The 22,496-nt window shown below is 68.4% G+C and carries 19 protein-coding genes and 6 tRNA genes; 2 read left to right on the top strand and 23 right to left on the bottom strand.

The window, feature by feature from the left end; translation table 11 throughout:
- Positions 1-2: 2 nt before the first annotated feature.
- From QN141_02800 to QN141_02870, 15 genes are all read right to left on the bottom strand, one after another.
- On the bottom strand, positions 3-1,256 hold the full coding sequence (locus QN141_02800; GenBank protein MDR7557399.1) for a 4Fe-4S dicluster domain-containing protein: 1,254 nt from the start codon (positions 1,254-1,256) through the stop codon (positions 3-5).
- Positions 1,249-1,536 (bottom strand): hypothetical protein, encoded by a 288-nt coding sequence (locus QN141_02805; GenBank protein MDR7557400.1) that lies wholly within the window; start codon positions 1,534-1,536, stop codon positions 1,249-1,251. The genes QN141_02800 and QN141_02805 overlap by 8 nt, the downstream gene beginning before the upstream one ends.
- A complete protein-coding gene (locus QN141_02810) occupies positions 1,533-5,033 on the bottom strand; it encodes a molybdopterin-dependent oxidoreductase (protein MDR7557401.1) in 3,501 nt (1,166 codons plus the stop codon). The genes QN141_02805 and QN141_02810 overlap by 4 nt, the downstream gene beginning before the upstream one ends.
- A complete protein-coding gene (locus tag QN141_02815) occupies positions 5,030-5,785 on the bottom strand; it encodes an ArsR family transcriptional regulator (GenBank protein ID MDR7557402.1) in 756 nt (251 codons plus the stop codon). Before QN141_02815 ends, QN141_02810 begins: the two co-directional genes overlap by 4 nt.
- Before the next feature lie 195 nt (positions 5,786-5,980).
- Positions 5,981-6,057 (bottom strand) — tRNA-Trp (locus QN141_02820).
- A gap of 113 nt (positions 6,058-6,170) precedes the next feature.
- A complete protein-coding gene (locus QN141_02825; protein ID MDR7557403.1) occupies positions 6,171-7,769 on the bottom strand; it encodes a 4Fe-4S binding protein in 1,599 nt (532 codons plus the stop codon).
- Positions 7,769-8,479, bottom strand: a complete 711-nt coding sequence (locus tag QN141_02830; GenBank protein MDR7557404.1) for a molecular chaperone TorD family protein — start codon at positions 8,477-8,479, stop codon at positions 7,769-7,771. Before QN141_02830 ends, QN141_02825 begins: the two co-directional genes overlap by 1 nt.
- 8 nt (positions 8,480-8,487) lie before the next feature.
- Complete coding sequence (locus QN141_02835; protein ID MDR7557405.1) at positions 8,488-8,760, bottom strand: hypothetical protein; 273 nt, start codon at positions 8,758-8,760, stop codon at positions 8,488-8,490.
- On the bottom strand, positions 8,760-10,049 hold the full coding sequence (gene nrfD / locus QN141_02840) for an NrfD/PsrC family molybdoenzyme membrane anchor subunit (GenBank protein ID MDR7557406.1): 1,290 nt from the start codon (positions 10,047-10,049) through the stop codon (positions 8,760-8,762). The genes QN141_02835 and nrfD overlap by 1 nt, the downstream gene beginning before the upstream one ends.
- A 3-nt stretch (positions 10,050-10,052) precedes the next feature.
- Entirely contained in the window at positions 10,053-10,802 is a 750-nt protein-coding gene (locus tag QN141_02845; protein ID MDR7557407.1) for a 4Fe-4S dicluster domain-containing protein, read from the bottom strand.
- Positions 10,802-13,375 (bottom strand): molybdopterin-dependent oxidoreductase, encoded by a 2,574-nt coding sequence (locus tag QN141_02850; protein ID MDR7557408.1) that lies wholly within the window; start codon positions 13,373-13,375, stop codon positions 10,802-10,804. Before QN141_02850 ends, QN141_02845 begins: the two co-directional genes overlap by 1 nt.
- A gap of 212 nt (positions 13,376-13,587) precedes the next feature.
- Positions 13,588-13,664, bottom strand: a tRNA-Trp gene (locus QN141_02855).
- Between the two features lie 78 nt (positions 13,665-13,742).
- On the bottom strand, positions 13,743-13,895 hold the full coding sequence (gene rpmG, locus QN141_02860; protein ID MDR7557409.1) for a 50S ribosomal protein L33: 153 nt from the start codon (positions 13,893-13,895) through the stop codon (positions 13,743-13,745).
- Positions 13,896-13,898: 3 nt separating this feature from the next.
- The gene (tuf, locus tag QN141_02865) at positions 13,899-15,119 is read right to left on the bottom strand and encodes an elongation factor Tu (GenBank protein MDR7557410.1); all 1,221 of its coding nucleotides are present in this window, start codon (positions 15,117-15,119) and stop codon (positions 13,899-13,901) included.
- Between the two features lie 89 nt (positions 15,120-15,208).
- A tRNA-Thr gene (locus QN141_02870) sits at positions 15,209-15,284 on the bottom strand.
- 289 nt (positions 15,285-15,573) lie between these two features.
- Between QN141_02870 and QN141_02875 the strand changes: the two genes are divergently transcribed.
- Both QN141_02875 and QN141_02880 read left to right on the top strand, forming a co-directional pair.
- Positions 15,574-15,648 (top strand) — tRNA-Gly (locus QN141_02875).
- A 10-nt stretch (positions 15,649-15,658) separates the two neighbouring features.
- Positions 15,659-15,733 (top strand) — tRNA-Cys (locus QN141_02880).
- Positions 15,734-15,763: 30 nt separating this feature from the next.
- Here QN141_02880 and QN141_02885 read toward each other — a convergent pair.
- The 8 genes from QN141_02885 to QN141_02920 all read right to left on the bottom strand — a co-directional run bounded on the left by QN141_02885 (position 15,764) and on the right by QN141_02920 (position 22,495).
- Positions 15,764-15,852, bottom strand: a tRNA-Leu gene (locus tag QN141_02885).
- 27 nt (positions 15,853-15,879) lie between these two features.
- On the bottom strand, positions 15,880-16,938 hold the full coding sequence (locus QN141_02890) for an iron chelate uptake ABC transporter family permease subunit (GenBank protein MDR7557411.1): 1,059 nt from the start codon (positions 16,936-16,938) through the stop codon (positions 15,880-15,882).
- Between the two features lie 5 nt (positions 16,939-16,943).
- A complete protein-coding gene (folE, locus tag QN141_02895) occupies positions 16,944-17,510 on the bottom strand; it encodes a GTP cyclohydrolase I FolE (GenBank protein ID MDR7557412.1) in 567 nt (188 codons plus the stop codon).
- On the bottom strand, positions 17,491-18,684 hold the full coding sequence (gene folP, locus QN141_02900) for a dihydropteroate synthase (GenBank protein MDR7557413.1): 1,194 nt from the start codon (positions 18,682-18,684) through the stop codon (positions 17,491-17,493). The genes folE and folP overlap by 20 nt, the downstream gene beginning before the upstream one ends.
- Before the next feature lie 48 nt (positions 18,685-18,732).
- Positions 18,733-19,662 (bottom strand): ABC transporter permease, encoded by a 930-nt coding sequence (locus QN141_02905; GenBank protein ID MDR7557414.1) that lies wholly within the window; start codon positions 19,660-19,662, stop codon positions 18,733-18,735.
- A 213-nt stretch (positions 19,663-19,875) separates the two neighbouring features.
- On the bottom strand, positions 19,876-20,892 hold the full coding sequence (locus QN141_02910) for an ATP-binding cassette domain-containing protein (GenBank protein MDR7557415.1): 1,017 nt from the start codon (positions 20,890-20,892) through the stop codon (positions 19,876-19,878).
- Positions 20,889-21,242, bottom strand: a complete 354-nt coding sequence (locus QN141_02915) for a hypothetical protein (GenBank protein ID MDR7557416.1) — start codon at positions 21,240-21,242, stop codon at positions 20,889-20,891. Before QN141_02915 ends, QN141_02910 begins: the two co-directional genes overlap by 4 nt.
- Positions 21,239-22,495, bottom strand: a complete 1,257-nt coding sequence (locus QN141_02920; protein MDR7557417.1) for a DUF4097 family beta strand repeat-containing protein — start codon at positions 22,493-22,495, stop codon at positions 21,239-21,241. The genes QN141_02915 and QN141_02920 overlap by 4 nt, the downstream gene beginning before the upstream one ends.
- Position 22,496: the final 1 nt, after the last annotated feature.

Below are 22,496 nucleotides of genomic sequence, written 5' to 3' on the forward strand. Positions count from 1 at the left end.
CCTCAGATGGAGTTCAGGTGCTGGCGGGGCCGGGTGTAGATCGGTTCCTGGACGCTCAGGCGCACCACTTCTTTCCCGCTGCGGTCCAGCCCGATCACCGTGTCGTTGAACATCTCCCACTTCCGTCCGTTGATGGTCGTCTCGAACACCTTCGGCCCTTCCTCGATGCGATAGCCGAAGAGGATGCGCTGGGTGCTGCGGAACAGCTGGAGCACGGCGAGCAGCTCCCTGGGCGGCGCGGTGTACTGCTCGAGCGCATGGTCCACGCCGGGGCCGAACATCTGGCGCAGGTAGGCTCGGGGCACCCAGCGGGGGGGGATGTAGTAGATGTTGGGCTGCGTGCCAAACTGCGGGTACAGAGGTAGGGCCACCCGAGCCACCCGGACCAGGTAGTACAGGGGGTGCTGACGGTCCTCGGCCCACGAGCCGTCGGGAGCCAGGCGGATTAGCCCCTGCAAACGGATTTTCCCGACACAGGCCGCCATGCAGCGCGCCTCCATGGGACTGCCGCCGAACAGGGGGTCCCGGCCCTCGACGCGCGGGTAGCAGGCGATGCACTTCTCGCTCACCCGCGTGAAGGCGTTGAACATCGGCTTCTTGTAGGGGCAGGCTTCCACACACTTCCGATAGCCGCGGCAGCGCCGCTGGTCGATGAGGACGATGCCGTCTTCCGGCCGCTTGTAGATGGCGTTGCGGGGGCAGGCGGCCAGGCAGGCCGGATAGGTGCAGTGATTGCAGAGGCGCTGCAGGTGAAAGAACCAGGTCCGATGCTCCGGCAGCGTCTCCCCCGTCGGATGAAAGGTTCCCGGCGCACTGGGGTAAGGTGTCGAGGTGTCTTCGTAGAGGTTGGGCGCCCGCCACTCCTCATCGTCGGGGAGATAGCCCAATACCTCCTGGCCCGCGGCCGCCGCCTCGAAGATGGTCTTGCCCCGGAAGATCCCGTAGGGCGCCTTTTGGCCGTCGGGACTCTTTGCCTCCCAGACCTGACCGTCGGGGCTGGCCTGCTCCAGCAGTTGGAGCGTCTTGATATCCCAGAACTGCGGGTAGCCGCCGTAGGGTTTGGTCTCCACGTTGTTCCACCACATGAACTCCTGGCCCCGGCTGAAGGTCCAGGTACTCTTGCAGGCCATGGTGCAGGTCTGGCAGCCGATGCAGCGGTTGATGTTGAAGACCGCGGCGAACTGAAAGCGGGGATGCCGCTCGTCGAATCGATAGACCATCTTCCGGCCGAGCTGCCAGTTGTAGACCTCAGGCATCGCCGCTCTCCTCCCGGATCCAGCATCCCCTCCACCGGGCCGCTGTCTCGGTGACGAGCCGCCGCACGCAGTCCTCGCCCAGCTGTCGATGGATGACGTGGAGGGTCCGGTAGAAGGGGTTGCGGAACAGGGCCAGCAGCCGGTCCGCCTCCCATCCGGCGCGCACGTATTCCTCAACCAGACAGCGGGCCATCTCCTCCAGCGCCCCCGCGCCGGCAACCACCCCCACCCCGACCAGAACCATGGGGTCGTCCGGCTCGTAGGGCTTCGCCCTGCTCACCGCGTTCTGACCCGGACCAGCGCCCCGGCCAGGTAGCGCTTCATGAACTCGTTTTCCCGGCCGGGAGTGAAGCCCGTGCGGGCCGGCTCCCACAGCCCCTTCCCCCCGATGCCGCCGTCCTCGGCCTTGGTGATTTTCACCAGGGTCTCCTTGGGCACGGTGTTCACAGCGTGGTTGTCCGCTTCCCCGCCGAAGAGGAAGGCCACCGTCGCCTTCGCCTTGTGAAACAGCGTGTCGGTCTGATGCATCGGCATGAGCCAGTCGCGGGTCAGCGACTGCTGGCCGCCGTAGCGCAGGTTGGCCTGATAGCCGGTGTCCTCGGAGCGGGCCAGGCCGTCGGGACGGGTTTCGTGGGCCCGCACGGATTTCTCCGTGGCGATGAACGGCGCGTGTTTCATCATCAGCACGTTGTAGGGGTAGGCCGGATTGTATTTCACCCGCACCATGCAACGGGCCACCCGGTAGAAGGGATCGCCGGGCTTCCATCCGATGTACGGGCGGTCGGCGGCGTAGGCGTCCACGTACACGTAATCGCCGTCGTTGATGCCGAGATCCCTGGCCGCTTGGGGGTTGATGTGCATCTGGTGCTCGCCGACCCCCGGGGCCCGCCGGTCCAGCCGGTACGGATCGCCGAAGTTGCTGTCCCAGATCAGGTTCCAGTCCACAGCGCTCCAGCTCGAGTGCACCCGGTGACGGGTCTTGGGCGTGAGGAAGTAGAACCGGTAGCCCTGCGCCCACAGCGGGTTGGTCGTCCGCTTCACCTCCCGCCACGGGAGCTTCACATTGCGGACGGTGCGCTGGTCCCAGTGCAGCGCGTCCTGCGGGATGCCGTAGTCCTCGGGCCGCACCAGCGGGTTGCTGGTGACGATGACGTTGGGCAGGTACGGGGTGGCCTCCGGGCCTTCCCGGTGCACGATGAAGTTCTCACCGTACTCGATCGCCTCGGGCAGGTCGCAGTAACTGTTCAACCGGCCGGTGTCGGTGTAGAAGGGCTCGCTGTCATGAACCTGCTCGTAGAACGGCACGCGCGGATAGGTCCGGAAGAGCATCAGGGCCGCGCCGGGTTCGCCGTAGGCGCCCGCGAGGATCTCCTCCACCCGGTACCCGACCGTGGAGGTGGAGCTGTCCAGCAGCCGCTGGATGTAGACCTCGGGCCGCCGCTCCAGCAGGAACTTGAAGTACTCCCTGAACCGCCGGTCCTTGGTGAGGTCGGCCAGCTTGGCCGCCACCTCGGCGATGATCAGCCCGTCGTCCTTGGTGTCGTAGAGCGGGGTGATCCCGCCCTTCCAGATCTGCAGGAAGGGGTTGCTGCAGGACGCCGTGAGCTCGTAGGTCTCGAACTCAGCCCAGGAGTTCGCGGGGAGGATGACGTCCGCGTACTCGGCGCTGGCGGTCATTTCGATGTCCTGGTTGATGATCAGCTCCACGTTGGGGTTGACGTTCTTGATCACGCCGTAGGCCCACTTGGCGTTGTTGATCAGGTTGACGTTGTTGTACCAGATGACCTTGGTCGGGGTCGGCATGTGGGTCTGGCCGGTAAAGACCTTGCGACCGGTCTTGGGGGTGGTCACGATCAGCGGCATGTCGCCGTGGTCCCAGTACGCCGGTTCCTCATCCTTAACATACTTCTTCACCTTAATGTCCCGGCCGGAGACGTGAGGGTCGACCGCCGGATGGAACGGATCTTCAAAAAACCACCCCAGGATGCCCGGGCCGGTCCAGGGGGAGCCCTGGAAGAGGGCGGCTTTGTAGTTCCCTGCCCAGGTATGGCAGCCACCGCCGGGGATGCCGATATTCCCGGTGAGCATGAGGGGCAGGTAGAAGGCGCGGTTGGCCAGGGTGGCATGGAACCAGTGGTTGATCCCTTCGCCGATGTGGATGGCCGCCGGTTTGATCGTGGCGATGTCCCGGGCCAGGCGCGTAATCATCGCCTTGGGCACGTGGGTGATCTCGGCCACGGTGTCCAGGTCGTAGTCGCGCAGGTGGTCGCGATAGGCCTCCCAGATCGTGAGGCACTCCACTTCGGCGCCGTCCACGAGTTTCACCCTGCCCCGCCACCGCAGCTCCGGCTCCAGTCCGGCCCGGGCGAGACGGTCGCCCACGTCGTCCCGGGTAAGGGGCTTCAGCTGCCGGCTCTTCCGGTCGAAGATCACGAAATCTCCGAGTTTCCGGTACTGGTCCGGGGTGAGGTTCTGGCGGGTGAAGCTGGGGCCAGCAGGATCGAGCCCGGGCCTGTAGTGGGGAAAAACTTCCGCGGCCCGCAGCCGCTGCAGCGTGTCGGTCCTGATGAGCAGGGGGAAGTCGGTAAACCGCGTCACGAAGGCCGCATCGTACCAGCGGCGGTCCATCATCAGCCGGGTGATGCCCAAGAACAGCGCCGCATCGGTCTGGGGCCGGATCGGCATCCAGTAGTCGGCCTTCACCGCGGGCGGACCGTACTCGGGGGTGATGACGACGATGCGGGCCCCGCGTTCCATGAGCTCATTGAAGAAGTGGCTCTCCGGCATCTTGTTTTCGATCAGGTTCTTGCCGACCTGAATGTGCAGCCGGGCATGCCGCAGTTCATTGAAGTCCACGTCGGACGCCTGCAGGCCGTGCACAAAGGGCTGCCCCGGCGCCTGGTCGCCGTGCCAGGTGTAGTTGCTCCAGATGCGCGCCCCCAGGGCCTGATCGGAGGGCACCCGGCGCACGTGGACATCCAGCAGGGCCATGGCGTTGGCCATGCGGTAGAGGCCGTACTTGCCGATCACCCCGGTCAGCCCCATCCCGCCGCGGAACTTGAAGGTGCGCACGCCCGCCCCGTGCATCGCCTCCACCATCTCCGGTGCATAGCCCTGGGCCAGCAGACGCCTCGCACCCGCCTCGCCGCTATAGCGTCGGGCGACGGCGAGGAAGGCCTGCGCGATGTAGGTGTAGGCCTGCTCCCAGCTGATCCGCTCGAAGGTATCCAGGCCGCGGCGGTCAAAGCGATACCGGCTCTTCACCTCGGGCGTCAGCTCGGGGAAGCCGGCGTCGGCCCACTGCTTCCACCCCAGGCGGACCATGGGGTACTTCAGGCGGTACGGTCCATAGACCCGGCGGTGGAAGGTGTACCCTTTCAGGCACCCCCGGGGGTTCCAGTGGGGGGTGGCCCGATTCCCGTACAGGTCCCTGTAGCGATGGACGTCATAGTTCTGCTCGATGCGCATGATCACGCCGTTGCGCGCATAGGCCCGCAGCCGGCAGTGGTGGGTGTCGTTGGGCGAGCAGACGAAGGTGAAGGTGCGGTCGTAGCGGTACTGGTCGCGGTAGACCTTTTCCCAGTCCCTGGCCGGATAGAAACCCAGCGGGTTCTCGATCGTGGCCAGGGGTCTCAGCAGCCGCAGCGGGAGCGCCTGAGCCAGGAGGAGCCCGCCGACACTCAGGCCGGCCGTCTCGAGAAACTCCCGGCGGGTCAGCCGGAGGGCATCGGGAAGCTCGGTCTCCCCAGCCGTCGGACCGTCCAGGCCGTCGCTCACGCCGCCGCCCTCCCTTCTCTGCCCTGTCCGTCTTCCTGACCCGTTGCTGCAGAGGGAACCCCGGATGGACGGCGTTCCGGAGCGGCCAGCACAAACACACAGCGGGGATCGCCCCGCAGGACGGACTCCCGCTGCACCACCTCCGTGCCCACCAGCAGGGCCAGCAGGCCCCGGGCGATGGCGCAGATCTCGCGGAAATCCCGAGCAAGGTCAGCAAGCCGGCAGCCGCCAAGGCTCACCTCGTACCCTCCATTCATCCGCCGCAGTTCGGCCGGCGGCAAGGCGTCGAACAAGACACCAAGCGCCGCTCTGATCCGCACCTCGGGGTCCGGAATCTGCGCAACCTCCGGGTGCTCCGCCGCCAGGCGCTCGGCCGCCGCCTGAATGGTCCGCCGCATCTGGTCCGGCCCCTGCGTCCTGATCCCCCTGAGGAGAGAGGCCAGCAGGGTCGCGTAGGTCTCAGGGGTCGGCGGCTCAGGGACCGGCGGCCTCTGCGGCGTGGCAGCGTAGACGATGGGGGGGCGACCGGGCCGGCCCCTGATCACCTGTCTGGAGATGAGACCGTCCCGCTCCAGGAGCATCAGGTGCTGACGCAGGGCAGACGGTGACAGGCCCGTGGCGGCTACGAGGTCCTTCAGGGTGGAGGGCCCGGAAGCGGTCAGGTAGCGGAGCATCTCGGTGCGGGCGGGGTAGGCGCGAGAGATCCTGGAACCCGGCTCCCGCTCGGGGGAGGAACCAGCGGCCGGTTTCAACGGTTTCAACGCCTCCTCCGATTACTCTGCACGGTAGCGGGAGATCGCGTGGGCGACAATCGGGCGGGGAGAGTATTTTTCAGCCCGACCGGCCAGCCCCCTACGCCCGGAGATATCAACTACATCGCATTGGACCTGCACAACAACACCCGATGTCGCGGCGGTGCCGATGGCCTGTGTCAGTTGCAGGCAAGGTGGCAGGGGCGGAGGGATTCGAACCCCCAACATCCGGTTTTGGAGACCGGCGCTCTGCCCGTTAGAGCTACGCCCCTGGGAACGGCTGGACGGCGAAGGCCACGGCCGCCGCGGTGCCCTCCAGGAACTCATCGGGAGGCAGAGGTAGCAAGCCGCGGAGGTCGTTCTAGCGCGAGGTGCCACCAGTCCCTCATATCGGAGACATCGAGGCGGCCCGGCAGTCCTGGCAGTACCGGGCGATGACATCCCGCGCCCTGGCATGCTGATCGCCCAGCAGGACCCCGATCCGCTGCAGCATCGTTTCGGGAGCGATCGGAGCGCCGCACGCCGCGCACCGACGCTGGCGGCTCCGCCGCACCTCGGTCCGCCCGGCGGCGAGGCGACCGAGATCCGCCACCTGCCCCAGGTGTAGCACGTCAGGCTCTGGGCAGGCCGGCAGGCACTGCCCGCAGGCGACGCACCTGGCGGGATCGACGATCAAAATCTCGTCTTCGTCACGCTGCAGTGCGAGCGCCCCCGTGGGGCAGACGGCGGCACAGGCGCCGCAGAGGGTACACCCGTCGCGGACGTCGAGAACCCCGAACGGGGAGAAAGGGTGGGACACCGCAACGGTCTCCGCATCATAGGCGCGGGCCAGGTGCTGGAGCAGCTGCGCGGCAGCGCCCGCGGCGAAGGCGCCGGGCAACGCCGGATCGCCCGGGCCTGGACCGGGCAGGGGCTGCCGGAGAACCCGGGCGAGGGCTGCCGGCTCCGCGGGAAGCGTTAGGATCCGCGGCTCCGACTCCCCCATGCGCGCCAGCAGCTGCCGGCAGAAGGCCACCCGCCCCTCGATCCGCCCCGGCCCACCGGTCCGGCAGCCGTTCGGACAGGGCACAACTCCCACCGCCGCCGCGCCGCGGGCCAGAAAGGCGAGAAGCCATCGGGCAGGAACCATCTCGGCGCACGGGACTTCCAAGGGCAGCCAGGATGCCGGGATCGGGTGAATCCCTCCGGCCAGGGCAGGTAGAGCAGGACTCCCGGCGCAGCTCAAGAGGATCGCCCGGGGCTGAAGCGGGCTGATCAACGGGTCCAGGAGCGCCCGTGTCCGCGCGTCCATCTCCGCGGCCGTAAATCCGGGAAACTCCATGGCATCGTGCGGACAGGCGGTGACGCATACGGCACAGCTCGTGCAGCGGAGTTTGAGCAGCCGAATCTCGCCGCCTGTGGCTTCCAGGGCCTGGTGGGGGCAGGCCAGCACACACAGCGCACACCCGGCGTCCGCCCGGCACCGGTCTGCCCGGGCCGCCGGCACCACCTGGTATTCGAGCCACGAGAGGGCAAACAGTGACCTGCGGCTGACGGCCGGGGGCAGGACGGGGCGAAGATGCTGCGGCCGGCTGCCGGAGAAGGCCTCGACTCGCGCCGCCGCCGCGGCCGTCAGGATCACGGCCCTCTCGACCGCCAGAGAGGCGGGGACCGCCCGGGCAAGAAGGCCCAGAGCAACAATCTCGACGCCCAGGGGATCGAGCCCGGCCCGGCGCATCGCCGCCTGGAGCGGCGCCAGCGACGTCATCGGGCGGCACAGGCCCAGCACCGCTGCCGACCCTCTACCCGTGAGGTGACGGGCAGTCCGCTCGGTGCGCGTGCACAGGTCGGGAACCACCTGGACGGAGGCGGAAGGCATGTACGCCGCGAGCCGTCGGGCCACGGCCTGCGGGTCGATCCCGGCAGGGGAGGACGCCAGATCTCCGCACAACAGCACCCACGTGCCCCCGGGAACGCCGGCATGAGGGACCGGACCCGCCGGCATCACCGATCCCTCGCGCGGGCAGCCTCTCCGCCGGAGCCGACGGCAATCAGCCGGGACAGCAGGTCGATGAGATCCTGATCGTGGTGGACGAAGCCGTCCGCCGCAGCCGTCGCCTGCGCGTAGAACCCGCTCTGAGCAGCCGCACCGACCGCCCGGGCGAGGGAGGGAAACCACCGGCCGAGATGCCGGCTGAGGAATTGCCGCTCCCGGGACAGGATCGACACCCCCGCCTCTGACGAAACCTGAAGCCAGGCCGCAGCCTCCAGGCCGCAGAGCGCGGACATGAACTCCAGCTCCACGGCCGCATGGTCGGGCGGCTCCCCCGATGGTCCCGCGGCGGCAAGCCCCTGCGCCGCATACTCCCGCTCGACGGCCAGGACGACCGCTGCCGCCAGTCTGGGGTCTTCCACGAGGAAGGCGGACTCGGTCGGCGCGGGACCGCCAGCACCGTCCAGGCCGAACAGGCGAACGTACTCCGTCTGCAGCCCTTCGCCCTGGTGGTGCGGCAGACGCCGCAGGGTGTCCAGGAACGCCCACCACGGGAGACCCACAGCCAGCCCGGACAGCAGTGCGCGCTGCCGCAACAGCCCGGAGGCCATCGTCTGGAGAGAGCGCACCCTCCGCGGCTCGGGATACAGGAACACCTGGGACAGCAACCGATAGGCCCCGGCCCGGAACCGGGCCAGGCGGGCGAGTGTCTGTTCAGGCACGGTGTCGCCTACCGCGGCCGCAGTTCGCGTCTGCCGGAGGGGCCCTGGCGACTCGCCGGGTCGGGCAGGAGTTCGTACACCGCGGCCGCGGTGAACATCAGCATGATGCCTGCGATGAAGGCCACGGGCAGGTAGGGGATCGGCTGTCCCAGGGCCAGCGCAAGACCACTGCGCACCGGCAGGCCGGGAATCCTCAGCGGCAGGGCCAGGCTGAAGCTCGCCGCCGCGAGCGCGAATCCCGCCATGATGATCAGCCTCGTCACCGCCGTGCGCGCGGACATCAACCATCGCCTCCGTCTTCCTCTGGCAACTCGATAATCGGAAAGACCTTGACGAACAGGACGTAGAGGAGGATGCCCAGAGATACCAGGCCCCCGATGATGCTGTATTCCACCCACGTCGGGCTGTAGGTGCCCGGCGGGTATGGCAACAGCGCCCCATGCGTCTGCGAGGGCACGACGATCAGCAGGCGTTTGCCCACCGCGGCCACGTTCACGAGGATCCCCGACAGGACGATGACGGGAATGCTGGTGTGGCCGGTGAGGAACTGCCGCAGCAGCAGGTAGAAGGCGAGGAGCAGAGCGGCGACCGAGGCCCAGTAGATCCGGGCGTACCGGCCGAAGAAGATCGCCTGGGTGACACGGCTCTCGTGCAACGGCGCGGCGTAGGTGGCGGTCAGCCAGTCCACGAGCATGAAATAAATGTAGGCCGCGGTTAGCACCATCAGAAAATTGCCGAGCCAGCGGAACACGTCGGGGGGGAGGCGATCCTGCGCCGCCAGCGTGCGCCTCACCACCGCGGCGATGACGATCAACAAGCCGACCCCGGAGACGCCGGCCAGGATGACGAACGCCGGCGCCTGCAGCGCGCTGAACCAGCCCGGCCGACCGACCTGCAGACCGAAGACGAAGCCCAGTGTGGAGTGGGCGATGACCAGCAAGGGGAGGATGGCCAGGGACAGCCAGAAGCTGACCCGCTGGTGACGCTCCCGCTCGGCCGGCGTGTCCCGGTACCCCGACGCCCACAGGCGGTAGAACCATTGCAGCCGTCCCGGTCTCCGGGCGCAGAGGGCGGCGTCGCGGCGGCCGTCCAGGAAAAAGTACACCAGGCTGGCAAACAGATAACCCGCAATGACCATGGTGAAGGTCCCGAAGAACGGCGATTGGGGACGGGCGTATTTGAGCAGGTGAAAAATGCCGCGCAGCGGCTGCCCCAGGTCCGGCAGGACGCTGAAGGCGGCCAGGATCAGCGAGATGATGGTCAGCACCTCCGCCATGCGGGACACCGCCCGCAGGTGCCGCAGGTTCAGCAACCGCACCAGCGCTGCCGTGGTGATCCCGGCGAAGCTCACCCCGACGAAGTAGACGTCGAAGGCGATGTACAGCCCCCACGAAGACCCGCCCATCGTGCCGATGTCGCGCAGGCCCGTGACCACCAGTCCCTCGGTCAGCTGGGTGTACAGCGCGTTGACGCCCTGGGCGAGGACACCGAGCAGCACCGCTATGGCGAGCCAAACGCGCGCCGACATCTGCCCGACGCCGTAGGGAATCCGATCCATCCGCAGGACCACGGGCTACACCCTCGCCTTCACCGTCTCGATCTGCCGGACCTCGTGCCCCGGCGCCCTGCCGCCCAGGTAGTACACGCGGGGCTCTGTGCCGGCATACTCCAGCAGTCGAAAATGCGCCCGGCGCCTGAGCAGCTGGGAAACCTTGCTCGCGGGATCGTCCAGATCGCCAAAATGCAGGGCGAACAGCGGGCAGTTGGCCACGCAGGCCGGGAGCAGGCCCTTCTCCACCCGGTGCACACAGAAGGTGCACTTCTCGATGACCCCCTTGAGGTGGCCGCCGCCAGCGGTGCGTCGGCGCTCTGGGCCCTGGGGGAGGTCCAGGTCCGGATTCTTGTACGGCGGAACCGCCCCGCCGGTCACTCCGGCCAGGGCTTCCACGGCCTCCCGGTCCATCCAGTCGAGGTACTGGTTCCGCTCCGGCCGCTTCCAGTTGAAGTAGTTGACGCCGTAGGGACAGGCCACTTCGCAGTACCGACAGCCGATGCACCGGTCGAAGTCGGTGGCCACCAGGCCGTCCGGCCGCTTGTAGCGGGCGCCCACCGGGCAGACCTTGACGCACGGGGCGTTGTCGCAGTGCATGCACGGCCGCGGCATGAACCACACCCGCGTATTGGGATACTCGCCTTCCTCAAACCGGAAGACGTACATCCAGAAGTTGGCCTGCGGGGTGTTGTTCTCCACTTTGCAGGCCTCCATGCACGCCCGACAGCCGGTGCAGCGGTCCAGGTCGATGACCATGGCATAGCGCGCCATCAGGAGGACTCCTTGAACACCCGGACCTTCACGTGGAAGGACTGGTCGGCGGTGTTAGCCACGTAGCCCTCGCCGGTGAAGAAGAGGGCGTTTGGGGTCGGCCCCTGCCCCTTCGCCCACGGGTGACTCCACAGGCCGTAGTGGTGGGGCAGGCCGACGGTGTCGGGGCGGATGGCCTCGGTGAAGTGGACGCGCACCCTGACCTTCCGGGTCTCGCCGGTGAGGGCGTTGTGCGACTCCACCCACACCTCCTCCCCGTCGCGGATGCCGCGCTCCCGGGCCGTCCTGGGATTGATGTCCAGGCGCTGGCGGGGAGCCAGTTCGGCCAGCAGCGGGATGAAGCTGCTGCGGGATTGCTTGAACTCGATCATCTTGTAGCTGATGAGGTAGAGATCATAGCGCTCCGGGGACGCATCCATCGTCGGCCGCCGCCAGGTGGGCAGGGGCGTGTAGTCCCGCCAGTAGACCTCGGCCGCGCCCCTGGCCCGCATCGTCTCCCGGTAGCGGAGCAATGCCTCTCCGTACAACCGGTGGCGCACGCCCCCGAAGGGCGGATCGGTCGCGTACCCGTAGGCGGCCGAGGGCGGAATCGGCCCCTTCACCTTGACGCCGTGCTTCTCGAAGTAAGCGACCCCCGCGACAATTCCCTCCGACTTCGCCCACCGATCGAAGATCTCGCGCACGGACGGCTTGCGGTCCAGGGGCAGCCGATACGGCTCCTTCAGCGCAAGCGCTTCGTTCAGCCGGTCCAGGTAGCCCCCCCGGCCGTAGAGAATGCCCGCCTTCTCGCACAGGTCGAGGTAGATGTCGATGTCTCCCCGGGACTGGAACAACGGCTTCATGGGCGGCAGGCGGAGCGCCACGCCGTCCAGGTATTGATCGCTGGCCTTGCTGGGTCCCTCGTACTTCTCGATGGTGGCCGCCGGCAGGACGACGTCGGCGAAGTAATCCGCGGTCTCCGACAGCCAGGGGTCAATGGCGGCAACGAACTTGAAGCGTTTGTAGGCTTCGATGAGGTCCGGCTGGGAGGCGAAGGCCACCAGGGGATTGCTCATATGCACCAACAGGACCTCCGGCCGGTCCTGAACCCCGTAGCGCTCGGGGTGCTGCAGCACCCGCGCCACCACCGATGAGTTGTTGCTGTTGATGGGGAAGTAGATGCTGTCCTTCAGGTAGATGTTGTACGGCGGATCCTTGATCTCGATGCGGTCGAGTTTCTCGAAGTTCTCGTGGATCGTCCACCTCCCGACGTCCGTACGCTGCCCGCCGGCGGCGCCCACGGCGCCCAGGAGCATCATCACGGTCAGCATGGCCCGGACCGCCTGGAAGCCCAGTTCCTGCTGCGCCATGTGGTAGGCCATGATGGCCACCGGACGGTACGGCAGCGTGACGCCGTCGAGAACGATGCGGCTGCCGATCCGCGCCTGCTCTCCCAGCTCCTGCGCCACGCGGGTGATGGACTCCGCCGGCAGCCCGCACACGCCGGCCGCCCACTCCGGCGTGTATCGGGCCACGTGGTCCTTGAAAACCTGGAAGGCGGGCCGGACCGTCACGCCCCCGACGCGGAATTCGCCCTCCAGCGCGGGCTCGACGCCGGCGGCGTCGTAGGGACGGACCGCCCCCCGCGCGCTGTCCCAGATCTGCTCCTTGCCGTCGATGCGGAGGAAGAAGCCGTCGGGCCCGACAAGAAAGGGGGCGTTGGTGTAGCGGAGCAGGTAGTCGCGGTCGATGGTGCCTTGAGCGATCAATCGGTGGCACAGGGCCAGCGCCAGGGCCAGGTCTGTCCCCGGGCGGATGGGCAGCCACTCATCGACGAAGGGCCCGGCTCCCCGCAGCCGGGGGTCGACGACCACGACCTTCAGCCCCCGCTCCTTCGCCGCCGCCAGCTGCTGGGGCCAGGTGATCCAGCACAGCTGGTTGCCGCCGGCGTTGGTGATATTCCAGCCCCAGGCCAGCAGATACCGCGTGTGCCGGAAGTCCGGGTGCAGCACGCCCGACGTCCCGATGGTGTACTCGCTGGCCCGGTACCCCGCGTCGGAGCAAAAGGCGCCGTGGTGAAGTTTGGTCGCCCCGCTGGCCTTGACGAAGGCTTCGTCGTAGAACGCCTTGCCCTTGCTGCGGCCCTTCTGCCAGACCAGGAGGCGAGGATCCCTGGCCCGCGCTTCTTTGATCTTGTCCGCCACCAGCGCCAGCGCCTCGTCCCACGAGGCCCGGCGCCACTGCCCCGGAACCCCCTTGGCGTTGGTCCGGACCAGCGGCGTCTTCACGCGATGGGGATCGTAGATGGCCATGATCTGGGCCACGCCCTTGGGACACAGCGTGCCGGCGTTGAGCGGGTTACCGGGGTGACCCTCCAGCTTCACCAGCCGACCGTTGATGCGTCGGGCCAGAAGGCCGCAGTCCTGCTTGCCGATCCAGCAGGTGGTGGGGACCCACTCCTCCTCCCCGGAAGTCGCTGGTGCGGCGCCGCTTCGAACAAGAGTCTGGAGACCGCCAGGGAGGAACCGGGAGGCGGCCAGGATCCCCCCGACGGCCGCCGAGCCCTTAACAAACGTGCGTCGGGTGACCCTCACCGCTCCGCCACAGGGGGATTCGAGCTCGGCTGGGGAAATCGGCAGCGGCCTCCCCGCTCTCCTTTCGAAGGGGTCACAGGAGACACTCTGGGTAAGCATATAGCACGAAGGAACTAGCCGCGCATCGGGCGGCGACCTGATGCCTCACCGATTGGTGCGTTCCCTGGGGGGTCCTGCCGGCCGGAGGAGGAGAGAAGGCCTGGATCTTTTCCTGGCAGGGGCGGAGGGATTCGAACCCCCAACATCCGGTTTTGGAGACCGGCGCTCTGCCAGTTAGAGCTACGCCCCTGCGGACAACCGAACTGCTCTACCTCTCACTATAGCCAAAGAGCGAAACGCTGACGAGAGGGAAACCCCATCCCGGGCGCTACCGGGTCTCGCGGTGCGTCGTGTGCTTCCGGCACCACGGGCAGTACTTCTCCAGCTCGAGCCGGTCGGGGTCGTTCTTCTTGTTCTTCGTCGTGGTGTAGTTCCGCCGCTTGCACACCGAGCAGGCCAGGGTGATGATCTCGCGGACCATGGGCTACTCCACCACCTTGGTCACCACGCCGGCCCCCACGGTGTGCCCGCCTTCCCGAATCGCAAACCGCAGCCCCTCCTCCAGCGCCACCGGGGTGATCAGCCGAACCTCCATCGTGATGTTGTCCCCCGGCATCACCATCTCCACGCCCTCCGGCAACGTGATGTCCCCCGTCACGTCCGTCGTCCGAAAGTAAAACTGCGGCCGGTACCCCGTGAAGAACGGCGTGTGCCGCCCCCCCTCCTCCTTCGTCAGCACGTACACCTCCGAGCGAAACTTCGTGTGCGGCTTGATCGACCCCGGCTTCGCCAGCACCATCCCCCGCTCCACTTCGTCCTTCTCTACCCCCCGCAGCAGCACCCCGACGTTGTCCCCCGCCACCGCCTCGTCCAACGTCTTCCGGAACATCTCGATCCCCGTCACCACCGTCTTCTTCGCCTGCTCCCGCAGCCCGACAATCTCTACCTCTTCCCCCACCCGCAGCTTCCCCCGCTCCACCCGCCCCGTCGCCACCGTCCCCCGCCCCGTGATCGTGAAGATGTCCTCCACCGCCATCAGAAACGGCTTGTCTACCTCCCGCTGCGGCGTCGGAATGTAACTGTCCACCGCGTCCATCAACGCCCAGATCCGGTCCACCCACTCGTTCTGCCCCCGCTTGATCGCCCCCGGCGCCTGCTCCAACACCTCCAGCGCCTTCGTCGCCGACCCCCGCACCACCGGCACCTTCTCCCCCGGAAACTGGTACCGCGTCAGCAACTCCCGCACTTCGACCTCCACCAGGTCCAGCAGCTCCGGATCGTCCACCATGTCCACCTTGTTCAAAAACACCACGATGTACGGCACGTTCACCTGCCGCGCCAGCAGCACGTGCTCCCGCGTCTGCGGCATCGGCCCGTCCGCCGCCGACACCACCAGAATCGCCCCGTCCATCTGCGCCGCCCCCGTGATCATGTTCTTGATGTAGTCCGCATGCCCCGGGGCGTCAATGTGCGCGTAGTGCCGCTTCTCCGTCTCGTACTCCACGTGGCTGATGTTGATCGTCAGCCCCCGCGCCTTCTCCTCCGGCGCATTGTCAATGTCGTAGTACCCCTTGGCCTCCGTCACCCCGATCCCCGCCAGCGTGTGCGTGATCGCCGCCGTCAGCGTCGTCTTCCCGTGGTCCACGTGTCCGATCGTCCCAATGTTCACGTGCGGCTTCGTCCGCTCAAACTTCGCCTTGGCCATCGTCCGCCCCCGACAATCGGTCTATTTTCGTGATAATGACTCGTCCCCCGCAGGCCCCTGGGCGGCCGGCGGGTGACGAGTCACACCGGTGGAGCCCACGACCGGATTCGAACCGGTGACCTTGTCCTTACCAAGGACACGCTCTGCCACCTGAGCTACGTGGGCGTTACGCAGGTATTATAGGGGCGCCCCCATACCGTTTCAAGCCTCGGGAACCAGGCCTAGGCAGGAGTCGGCGCGGGCATACCGAAGGGGAGGACGATTCAACACAGGAGGGAGGGAGGACACATTGGACTGGGTCTGGTGGGTCGTCGCACTGGCGCTGATCTGGTTCCTCTTCTTCCGCAGCAAGTAGTCGGTTGCGGCTCCTGGTGTTGATGGTCGATGACCAAGCCCCGGTTGCCGCCGGGGCTTTCTTCTCTTCCGGAGCCTCAGTATAATGGAGGCCGAGCGGGCGGGAGTAGCTCAGAGGTAGAGCGTCTCCTTGCCAAGGAGAAGGTCGCGGGTTCAAGTCCCGTCTCCCGCTCCAGCCTGTGCCGGGCGGCGTAGCCAAGAGGCAAGGCAGGGGTCTGCAAAACCCCCATTCCCCGGTTCGAATCCGGGCGCCGCCTCCAGAATCCGGAAGATGGGGCGGTCCATCGGAGTGGTGCCCAGGGTGGGAGTCGAACCCACACGGCCCTGGCGGGCCAGGAGAGTTTAAGTCTCCAGCGGCTGCCGGTTACGCCACCTGGGCGCGGTCACCAGGCATTGTAGCACAGGGTCAGGACCAGAAGGTGCGCCGGCGCTGGGTGCGCAGCAGATAGAGGAAGAACGGCGCGCCGAGCGCCGCCGTCACGATCCCGACGGGGATCTCTCCCGGGGCGGCGGCAGCCCGGGCGACCGCGTCGGCGACCAGCATCGTGCACCCCCCGGCCAGCGCCGCGGCCGGCAGCAGACGCCGGTGGTCGGGTCCCACCACCAGCCGCAAAAGGTGCGGCACCACCAGTCCGACGAAGCCGATCAGGCCGCTCGCGGCCACCGCCGCCGCGGCCATCAGGGAGGCGGCCGCGATCAGGGCGGCACGCGCCTGTCCGGGCTGCGCCCCCAGCGAGCGGGCCGTCTCATCGCCCAGGACCAGCAGGTTCAGGTCACGGGCCCGCGTCCAGGCGATCAGATAGCCCGCGGCGACGTAGGGCGCCGTCAGTAGCACGTGGGGCCAGGACCGTCCGCCGAATCCGCCCATCAGCCAGAAGATCACCTGCTGCAGGCTCTCGCCGCCGAGCAGCTGCATCGCGGAGATGACCGCGGCGAGAAAGGCGCCGACGGCCACCCCGGCCAGCAGGAGGTGCTCGACCACCACCTCGCCCCGGAACCAGGCCAGCCGGTAGACGAGGAGGGTGACGAGCACGGCTCCGGCGAACGCCGCCAGGCTCACGCCGCCGACGCCGAGCAGCGGGATGGTGAAGCCGAAGACGATGGCCGCCGTGGCCCCGAGGGCCGCCCCCGCGGAGACGCCGATGATGTACGGGTCGGCCATCGGATTGCGGAACACTCCCTGCAGTACCGTCCCCGAGGCGGCCAGCGCCACCCCCACCACGGCGGCCAGCGCGATCCGGGGCAGCCGCACCTGCAGGACGATGGTGCGTGTGACCTCGTCCGCGGCCGGGCCCACCCCGAGCGCCCCGAGGACCGCCGCCGGGGGAAGGCGCACCGACCCGACGGCGGCGCTGCCGACGGCGAAAAGGACCAGCGCCGTGCCCAGGACGGCCAGAACCGGCCACGTCGCCCCGGGCCGCTCACCCGCCGCCTGTATCCGGCGCGCGCCCTCCACCCGGGCCATCGATGCTAGCGCTTTCCCTCCACGATCGAGAAGAACTCGGCCCGCGTGCGTGCATCCTCGCGGAAGAGGCCGCGCGTCGCGGAGGTGACGACGAGGCTACCCGGCTTTCTCACCCCGCGCATCGTCATGCAGGTATGGGTGGCTTCGATGACGACCGCGGCCCCGCGGGCCTTCAACCCTCCCTCGCACAGGAAGTCCGCGATCTGCGAGGTGAGCCGTTCCTGCACCTGGGGCCGCCGGGCCAGGATCTCCACGAGGCGCGCCACCTTGCTCACGCCCAGGAGGCGCCCCTGGGGGATGTAGCCGACGTGCGCCAGGCCGTGGAAGGGCAGGAAGTGATGCTCGCAGAGGGAGTCAAAGGGAATGTCTTTGACCACGACCATCTCGTGATGGTTTTCGTCGTCGAACCCGACCTCGAGCAACTCGCCGGGATCCTGCCCCAGTCCGCTGAACAACTCCCCGTACATCTCGGCGATGCGCCGGGGGGTATCCCGCAGCCCCTCGCGGCCGGGATCCTCGCCGATGGCGACGATGATATCCCGCACCGCCCGTTCAATGACCGATTTGTCCATGCTGACCAGCCTCCTCGGGAGTCGGGACCCTGCGGTGACCGAGGAAGAACTCCATCATCCGGGCCACGCGCACCATGACCTGCACATCGTGCACCCGGAGCATGTTGGCGCCCTGGGCCGCGGCGAACGCCACGGCCGCCGCGGTGCCCTCCAGCAGCTCGTCGGGATGCAGTCGCAGCAGGTCGCGGATGTAGTCCTTGCGCGAGGTGGCGACGAAGATGGGACAGCCCAGGCTGCGCAGTTCGGGCAGCCGCCGCATCAGCTCCAGATCGCGGGCCGGATGCTTGCCGAAGTTCAGCCCGGGATCGACCAGCAGGCGGTCCCGGGGCACCCCGCGGGCGACGAGGTCGTCGATCCGCCGCGCCAGGAACGCCGCCACCCAGTCCATCATCGACGGCACGGGCACATCTTCGTAGTGCTGCTTGGGGCGGCCGTGGAGGTGCATGATCACCAGCCCCGCCCCGCCCGCCCTGACGACCTCCGCCATCCGCGGGTCGTTCGCCCCGCTGATGTCGTTGATCAGGACCGCCCCGGCGTCGATCGCGGCCCGGGCCACCTCGGCCTTGTAGGTGTCCACGGCCACCGGCAGCGGGAAGCGTCGGGTCAGTTCCCGCACCAGGGGGGCGACGCGGCCGATCTCCTCGGCCGCCGGCAACGGGACGCCCTGCTGCGCCGACTCTCCGCCGACCTCGATGAGATCGGCGCCCTGGCGCACGATCTCCTCCGCCCGCCGCAGCGCCGCATCCATCCCGAAATCCCGGCCGCGGTCAAAGAAGGAGTCCGGGGTGTTGTTCAGGATGCCGGCGATATAGAGGCGCGCGGCGAAGTCGAAGGTGAAGGAGCCGAGCGTCATCCTGGGCGGCGGAGTCCCGATCCTGGCCAGGACCTCGCGCAGGGCGGCCCCCACCGCCCCCCCGGCGCGAGCGGCCAGGCGATCGAGTTGACTGAGCGTCCCGGCCAGGACGAGCGCCCACTGGCCGTCGTCGGCGACCCCGGCCGGCCCCACCGGCGACGACCATCCGGACTCGGCGCGGAAGGATGCCGCGGCGGCGCGGAGCGCATCCTCCGGACCGATCAGGCGGATCTTCTGAAAGGTCGTCTCGCGGGGCTCACCCGGCCTCGCCAGCGGGGCGAGCGCCCAGGCCCGGACGGCACGGTGGATCACGCCGGTCACAACGCCATCATAACAGAGGGCTATTCCGGCACCGACCCGGCGCGGGGATCAGTGCTGGCCGAGCGATCCGTCCAGCCGGCTGCGATACTCGAGCCGCCGCAGCATTCCCAGCCCGGCCACGACCATTAGCACCATGAACAGTCCGCCCACCGCGGCCTGCAGGGGCAGCGGAAGAATCGGCGTGGTTCCAAGCAGCAGGGCCCGGATGCCGTCGTAGCCGTAGGTCAGCGGCAGGACCAGCGACAGCAGCACCATCGGCCGGGGGAGGACGAAGATCGGGTAATCGCGACCACTCAGCAGGCCGAGGGTGAAGTGGCTCACATCGATCAGGGTGTCGGCGTCGCGCAGGCGGAGGACGATCCCGGCAAGCATGAAGCCCAGTCCGCAGAGCCCGACCACCACGGGCAGGGCGAATCCCACCGCCGGCAGGATCTGACCGCGGAGCGACAGGCCGAAGATCCACATCGCCAGCACGGCGAATCCGGCGGCGGTGCACGTCGTCACGGCGAGGCTGGCCAGGGTCCGGCCCACGAGCAGCACGGCCGGCGAGGCGGGCGCGACCCAGTTGGCCTCCAGCACGCCCTGGTCCATCTCCGTCTTCAACGAAAACCCCATGCCCCACATCACGGCCGAGACGTAGGCGGAGAGCATCCATCCGACGACGACAAACGCCATGTCGTCACCGGTGCCCGTCCATGCCGCGAATCCCGGCGCGGACCCGCCTTGGGAGAACGTCCGGCTGAGGGAGTACACCGGCAGCAGCCAGCCGACGGGCTCGACCACGCGAGAGATAGATTGAGTCAGCGCCAGGACCGCCAGCGCCCCCCCGTAGTCCGCGGAAAACCGGATCCCCAGCACGAGGGAGAACTCCATGAGGCTGATGGCCAGAAAGGCCAGGGCCAGGACGGCATGGCTCGCGGCGATGCCGAGGAGCAGCGCGAAGCGTGGGGCCGGCGTCAGCCAGTTCGACTCCAGCACCCCCGGAGCTGATCCAGGCGCAGGCTCGTCCCCACGCCCCACAGCGTGATATTCAGCCACATCCAGGCCCAGATTGTGACGAGGTCATTCCGCATGGTGGGGGATCACCCTGAGGGATCGCACCGGCGACAGCAGGACCCACAGGAACGCGAGGGCCCCGGCCCACAGCGAGCGCCCGGCGGGCGTCCCGGCCTCGGCCATGTGGCCTCCGATCTAGTCGCGGAGTCGCCGCCCGGTCAGGGCGATAAACACATCCTCCAGCGAGGTCTCCACCATCTGCAGGTACCGCACCTGGCCGCCGCTCCGGGTGATGGTGTCCACCGCCCGCGGCAGCGCGCTGGCGGAGTCGCTCAGGCGCAGGATGAGCTCCCGCGCGCCGTCCGCGTTCGCCCCGCCCAGCGACACCGCCGTCACGCCGGGCAGACTTCGCAACGTCGGCTCCAGGTCGTCGCGCCAACCCTGCACTTCACACCGCAGCACCGGCCCCTGCCCCAGGGACCGCTTCAGGGACTGGGGTGTGTCCAGGGCGATGATCCGGCCGTGGTCGATGATCCCGATACGCTCGCTGAGCTGGTCGGCCTCTTCCATGTAGTGCGTCGTGAGGATGATCGTCTTGCCCGAGGCGTGGAGTTGCCGAATCAGGTCGCGGATGTTGCGCGCGGCCTGCGGGTCCAGCCCCGTCGTCGGTTCGTCCAGCAGGAGCACCGGGGGGTCGTGCACCATGGCCTTGATCAGCGCCAGCCGCTGGCGCATGCCGGTGCTGTAGCGCTCGACGAGGTCGTCGGCCCGGGCGGCGAGACCGACCCGGTCCAGCAGATCGGCGATCCTCCTCCGGGCCACAGCCCGCGGGACCTGATAGAGGGCGGCGAAATACTCGAGGTTCTCGCGCCCGGTGAGTTTCCAGTACACGGACCGCTCGCCGGTGAGGACCACGCCGAGGTGCCGGCGGACCTCCTCGGGGTGGGCGACGACGTCGATGCCCCAGACGCGGGCCCGCCCCGCCGTCGGGAGGAGGAGCGTGCAGAGCATACGGATGGTCGTGGTCTTGCCGGCGCCGTTGGGCCCGAGCAGGCCGAACAGCTCGCCGCGACGGATCTGCAGGTCGATCCCGTCCACGGCCCGGATCTCGGACTGCACGGGGCGGCGGCGCGCGCCGTTCTCGCGTACGCTGCGCACGGGGAAGCGCTTCGTCAGGTGCTCCAGCTCCACCGCGAACTCAGGTGGGGTCATTCCACGATAACCTCCACCACCGTCCCCCCCGCGTCCTTGATATCCACGAGGGGCCCGCGCGAGGTCCCCTGCTGGACGGCTCTGAGGACTCCCTCCAGGTCGATGCCCCGGGCCAGGAGGCGGGCCCGAACCTTCTCCGGGACCATGGCGCCGATCGACACGGCCAATCGGGCGGGCAGCGCCACCTGCAGCTTGCTGCCTCCGGCATCCCGGATGTTCACCCGGACCGTCCGGGACAGATCTCCGGCCGGCGGCCCGTCCAGCTCCTCCAGCAGCCGCACGCCGTCCTCCGGCGTGATCTTGCCGTCGCGGACCATCTCCAGAATGCGGAGCCGGTCCTCCGCCGTCATCGCCCCCGCACCACCACGTCTCCGCTCGTCGCCAGCAGACGCACCGTGGCCCCGGGCCCGTTCAGCACGCCCCGCAGGCTGCGGACGCCGGCGGTCTGCTCGGTCAGGGGAAGCCCGACCGAGACGCTGCCCGAACGCGTGGAGGCGTCGATCGTCGCCCGGGAATCGGCCGGCACGGCCAGCGTGATGTCTCCGCTGATGGTCTCGACGACCACGGCCCCCTGGACCAGTTCCTCCAGGTCGATCTCGACCTCCCCCGCGAGGGTGCGGACGTTCACCTCCGTGCTGCGGGAGTGGACCAGCCTGACATCGCCGCTTTTCGTCGTCACCGCCACCGGTCCCGCCACGCGCCGCAGGTCCACATCGCCGTTGACGAGGTCCAGCGCGGCCCCCCGGCTCTCCTGGATCGCCACGTCGCCGTTGAGGATGCGGCCCTCCACCCGGCCGCGGATATCCGAGGCGGCCACATCGCCGCTCTTGATGTCCACCCGGACGTCGCCCTCGACCCGGCGGATCTCGAGGTCGCCGCTGACGACATCGGCCCGCAGCGCTCCCTCCAGGCCGGCCACCCGCACATCTCCCCGCGCCACGTGGAGCTCCGCGCCGGCGACTCGATCCAGCGACAGATCGCCTTTGGCCACATCAATCCGGGCCCCGACGCCTCTCGGCACGGTGATCTCAAAATCCACCCTGGCCCGTCGCCCGGCGGGGCGCGGCACGTGCACGACCACACTGGACCCGTCGCGACGGACCTCCACCGGGAGCGCCTCGGCCTCCCGCCGGGCCTCCTCCGCGGTGAGGGCCCACACGCGCTTGACCGCCCGGAGCCGCATCGGGCCCTCGTCCGCGGCGCTGATGCGGACGTCCCCCCAGGCATGGCGCAGGTCCAGCGTTTCCCCCGGGCGCATCGCCTCCTCCGCCGTGGTCTCCGCGCGTCCCTCCGTCAACCCCCGCAGCCCGCGCAGCACCTCGACGAAGGTGGGACGGAAGACCTCGCGGGTGCGGCGAATCTCATCCATCACCTCTCTGGGGATGGACTCTGTGAGCTCTTTGAGCACGCGGCGCAGCTCCACCCGCACATCCACGCCTTCCAAATCCTCACCCGGGCGGGATGCGGCGCGGCCTTCTTCCCGCCCGCCTTCCGGCGCCTCTTTCGACTGATCGGCGAGCTCCTGCAGCAGGGCGTCGGCCTCCTCGACGGAGATCTTGCCCTCTTTCAGCATGCGCAGCACCATCTCACGCTCTTCGTCCATC

The sequence above is a fragment of the Armatimonadota bacterium genome (assembly GCA_031459765.1).
GTDB lineage: Bacteria > Sysuimicrobiota > Sysuimicrobiia > Sysuimicrobiales > Kaftiobacteriaceae > Kaftiobacterium > Kaftiobacterium secundum.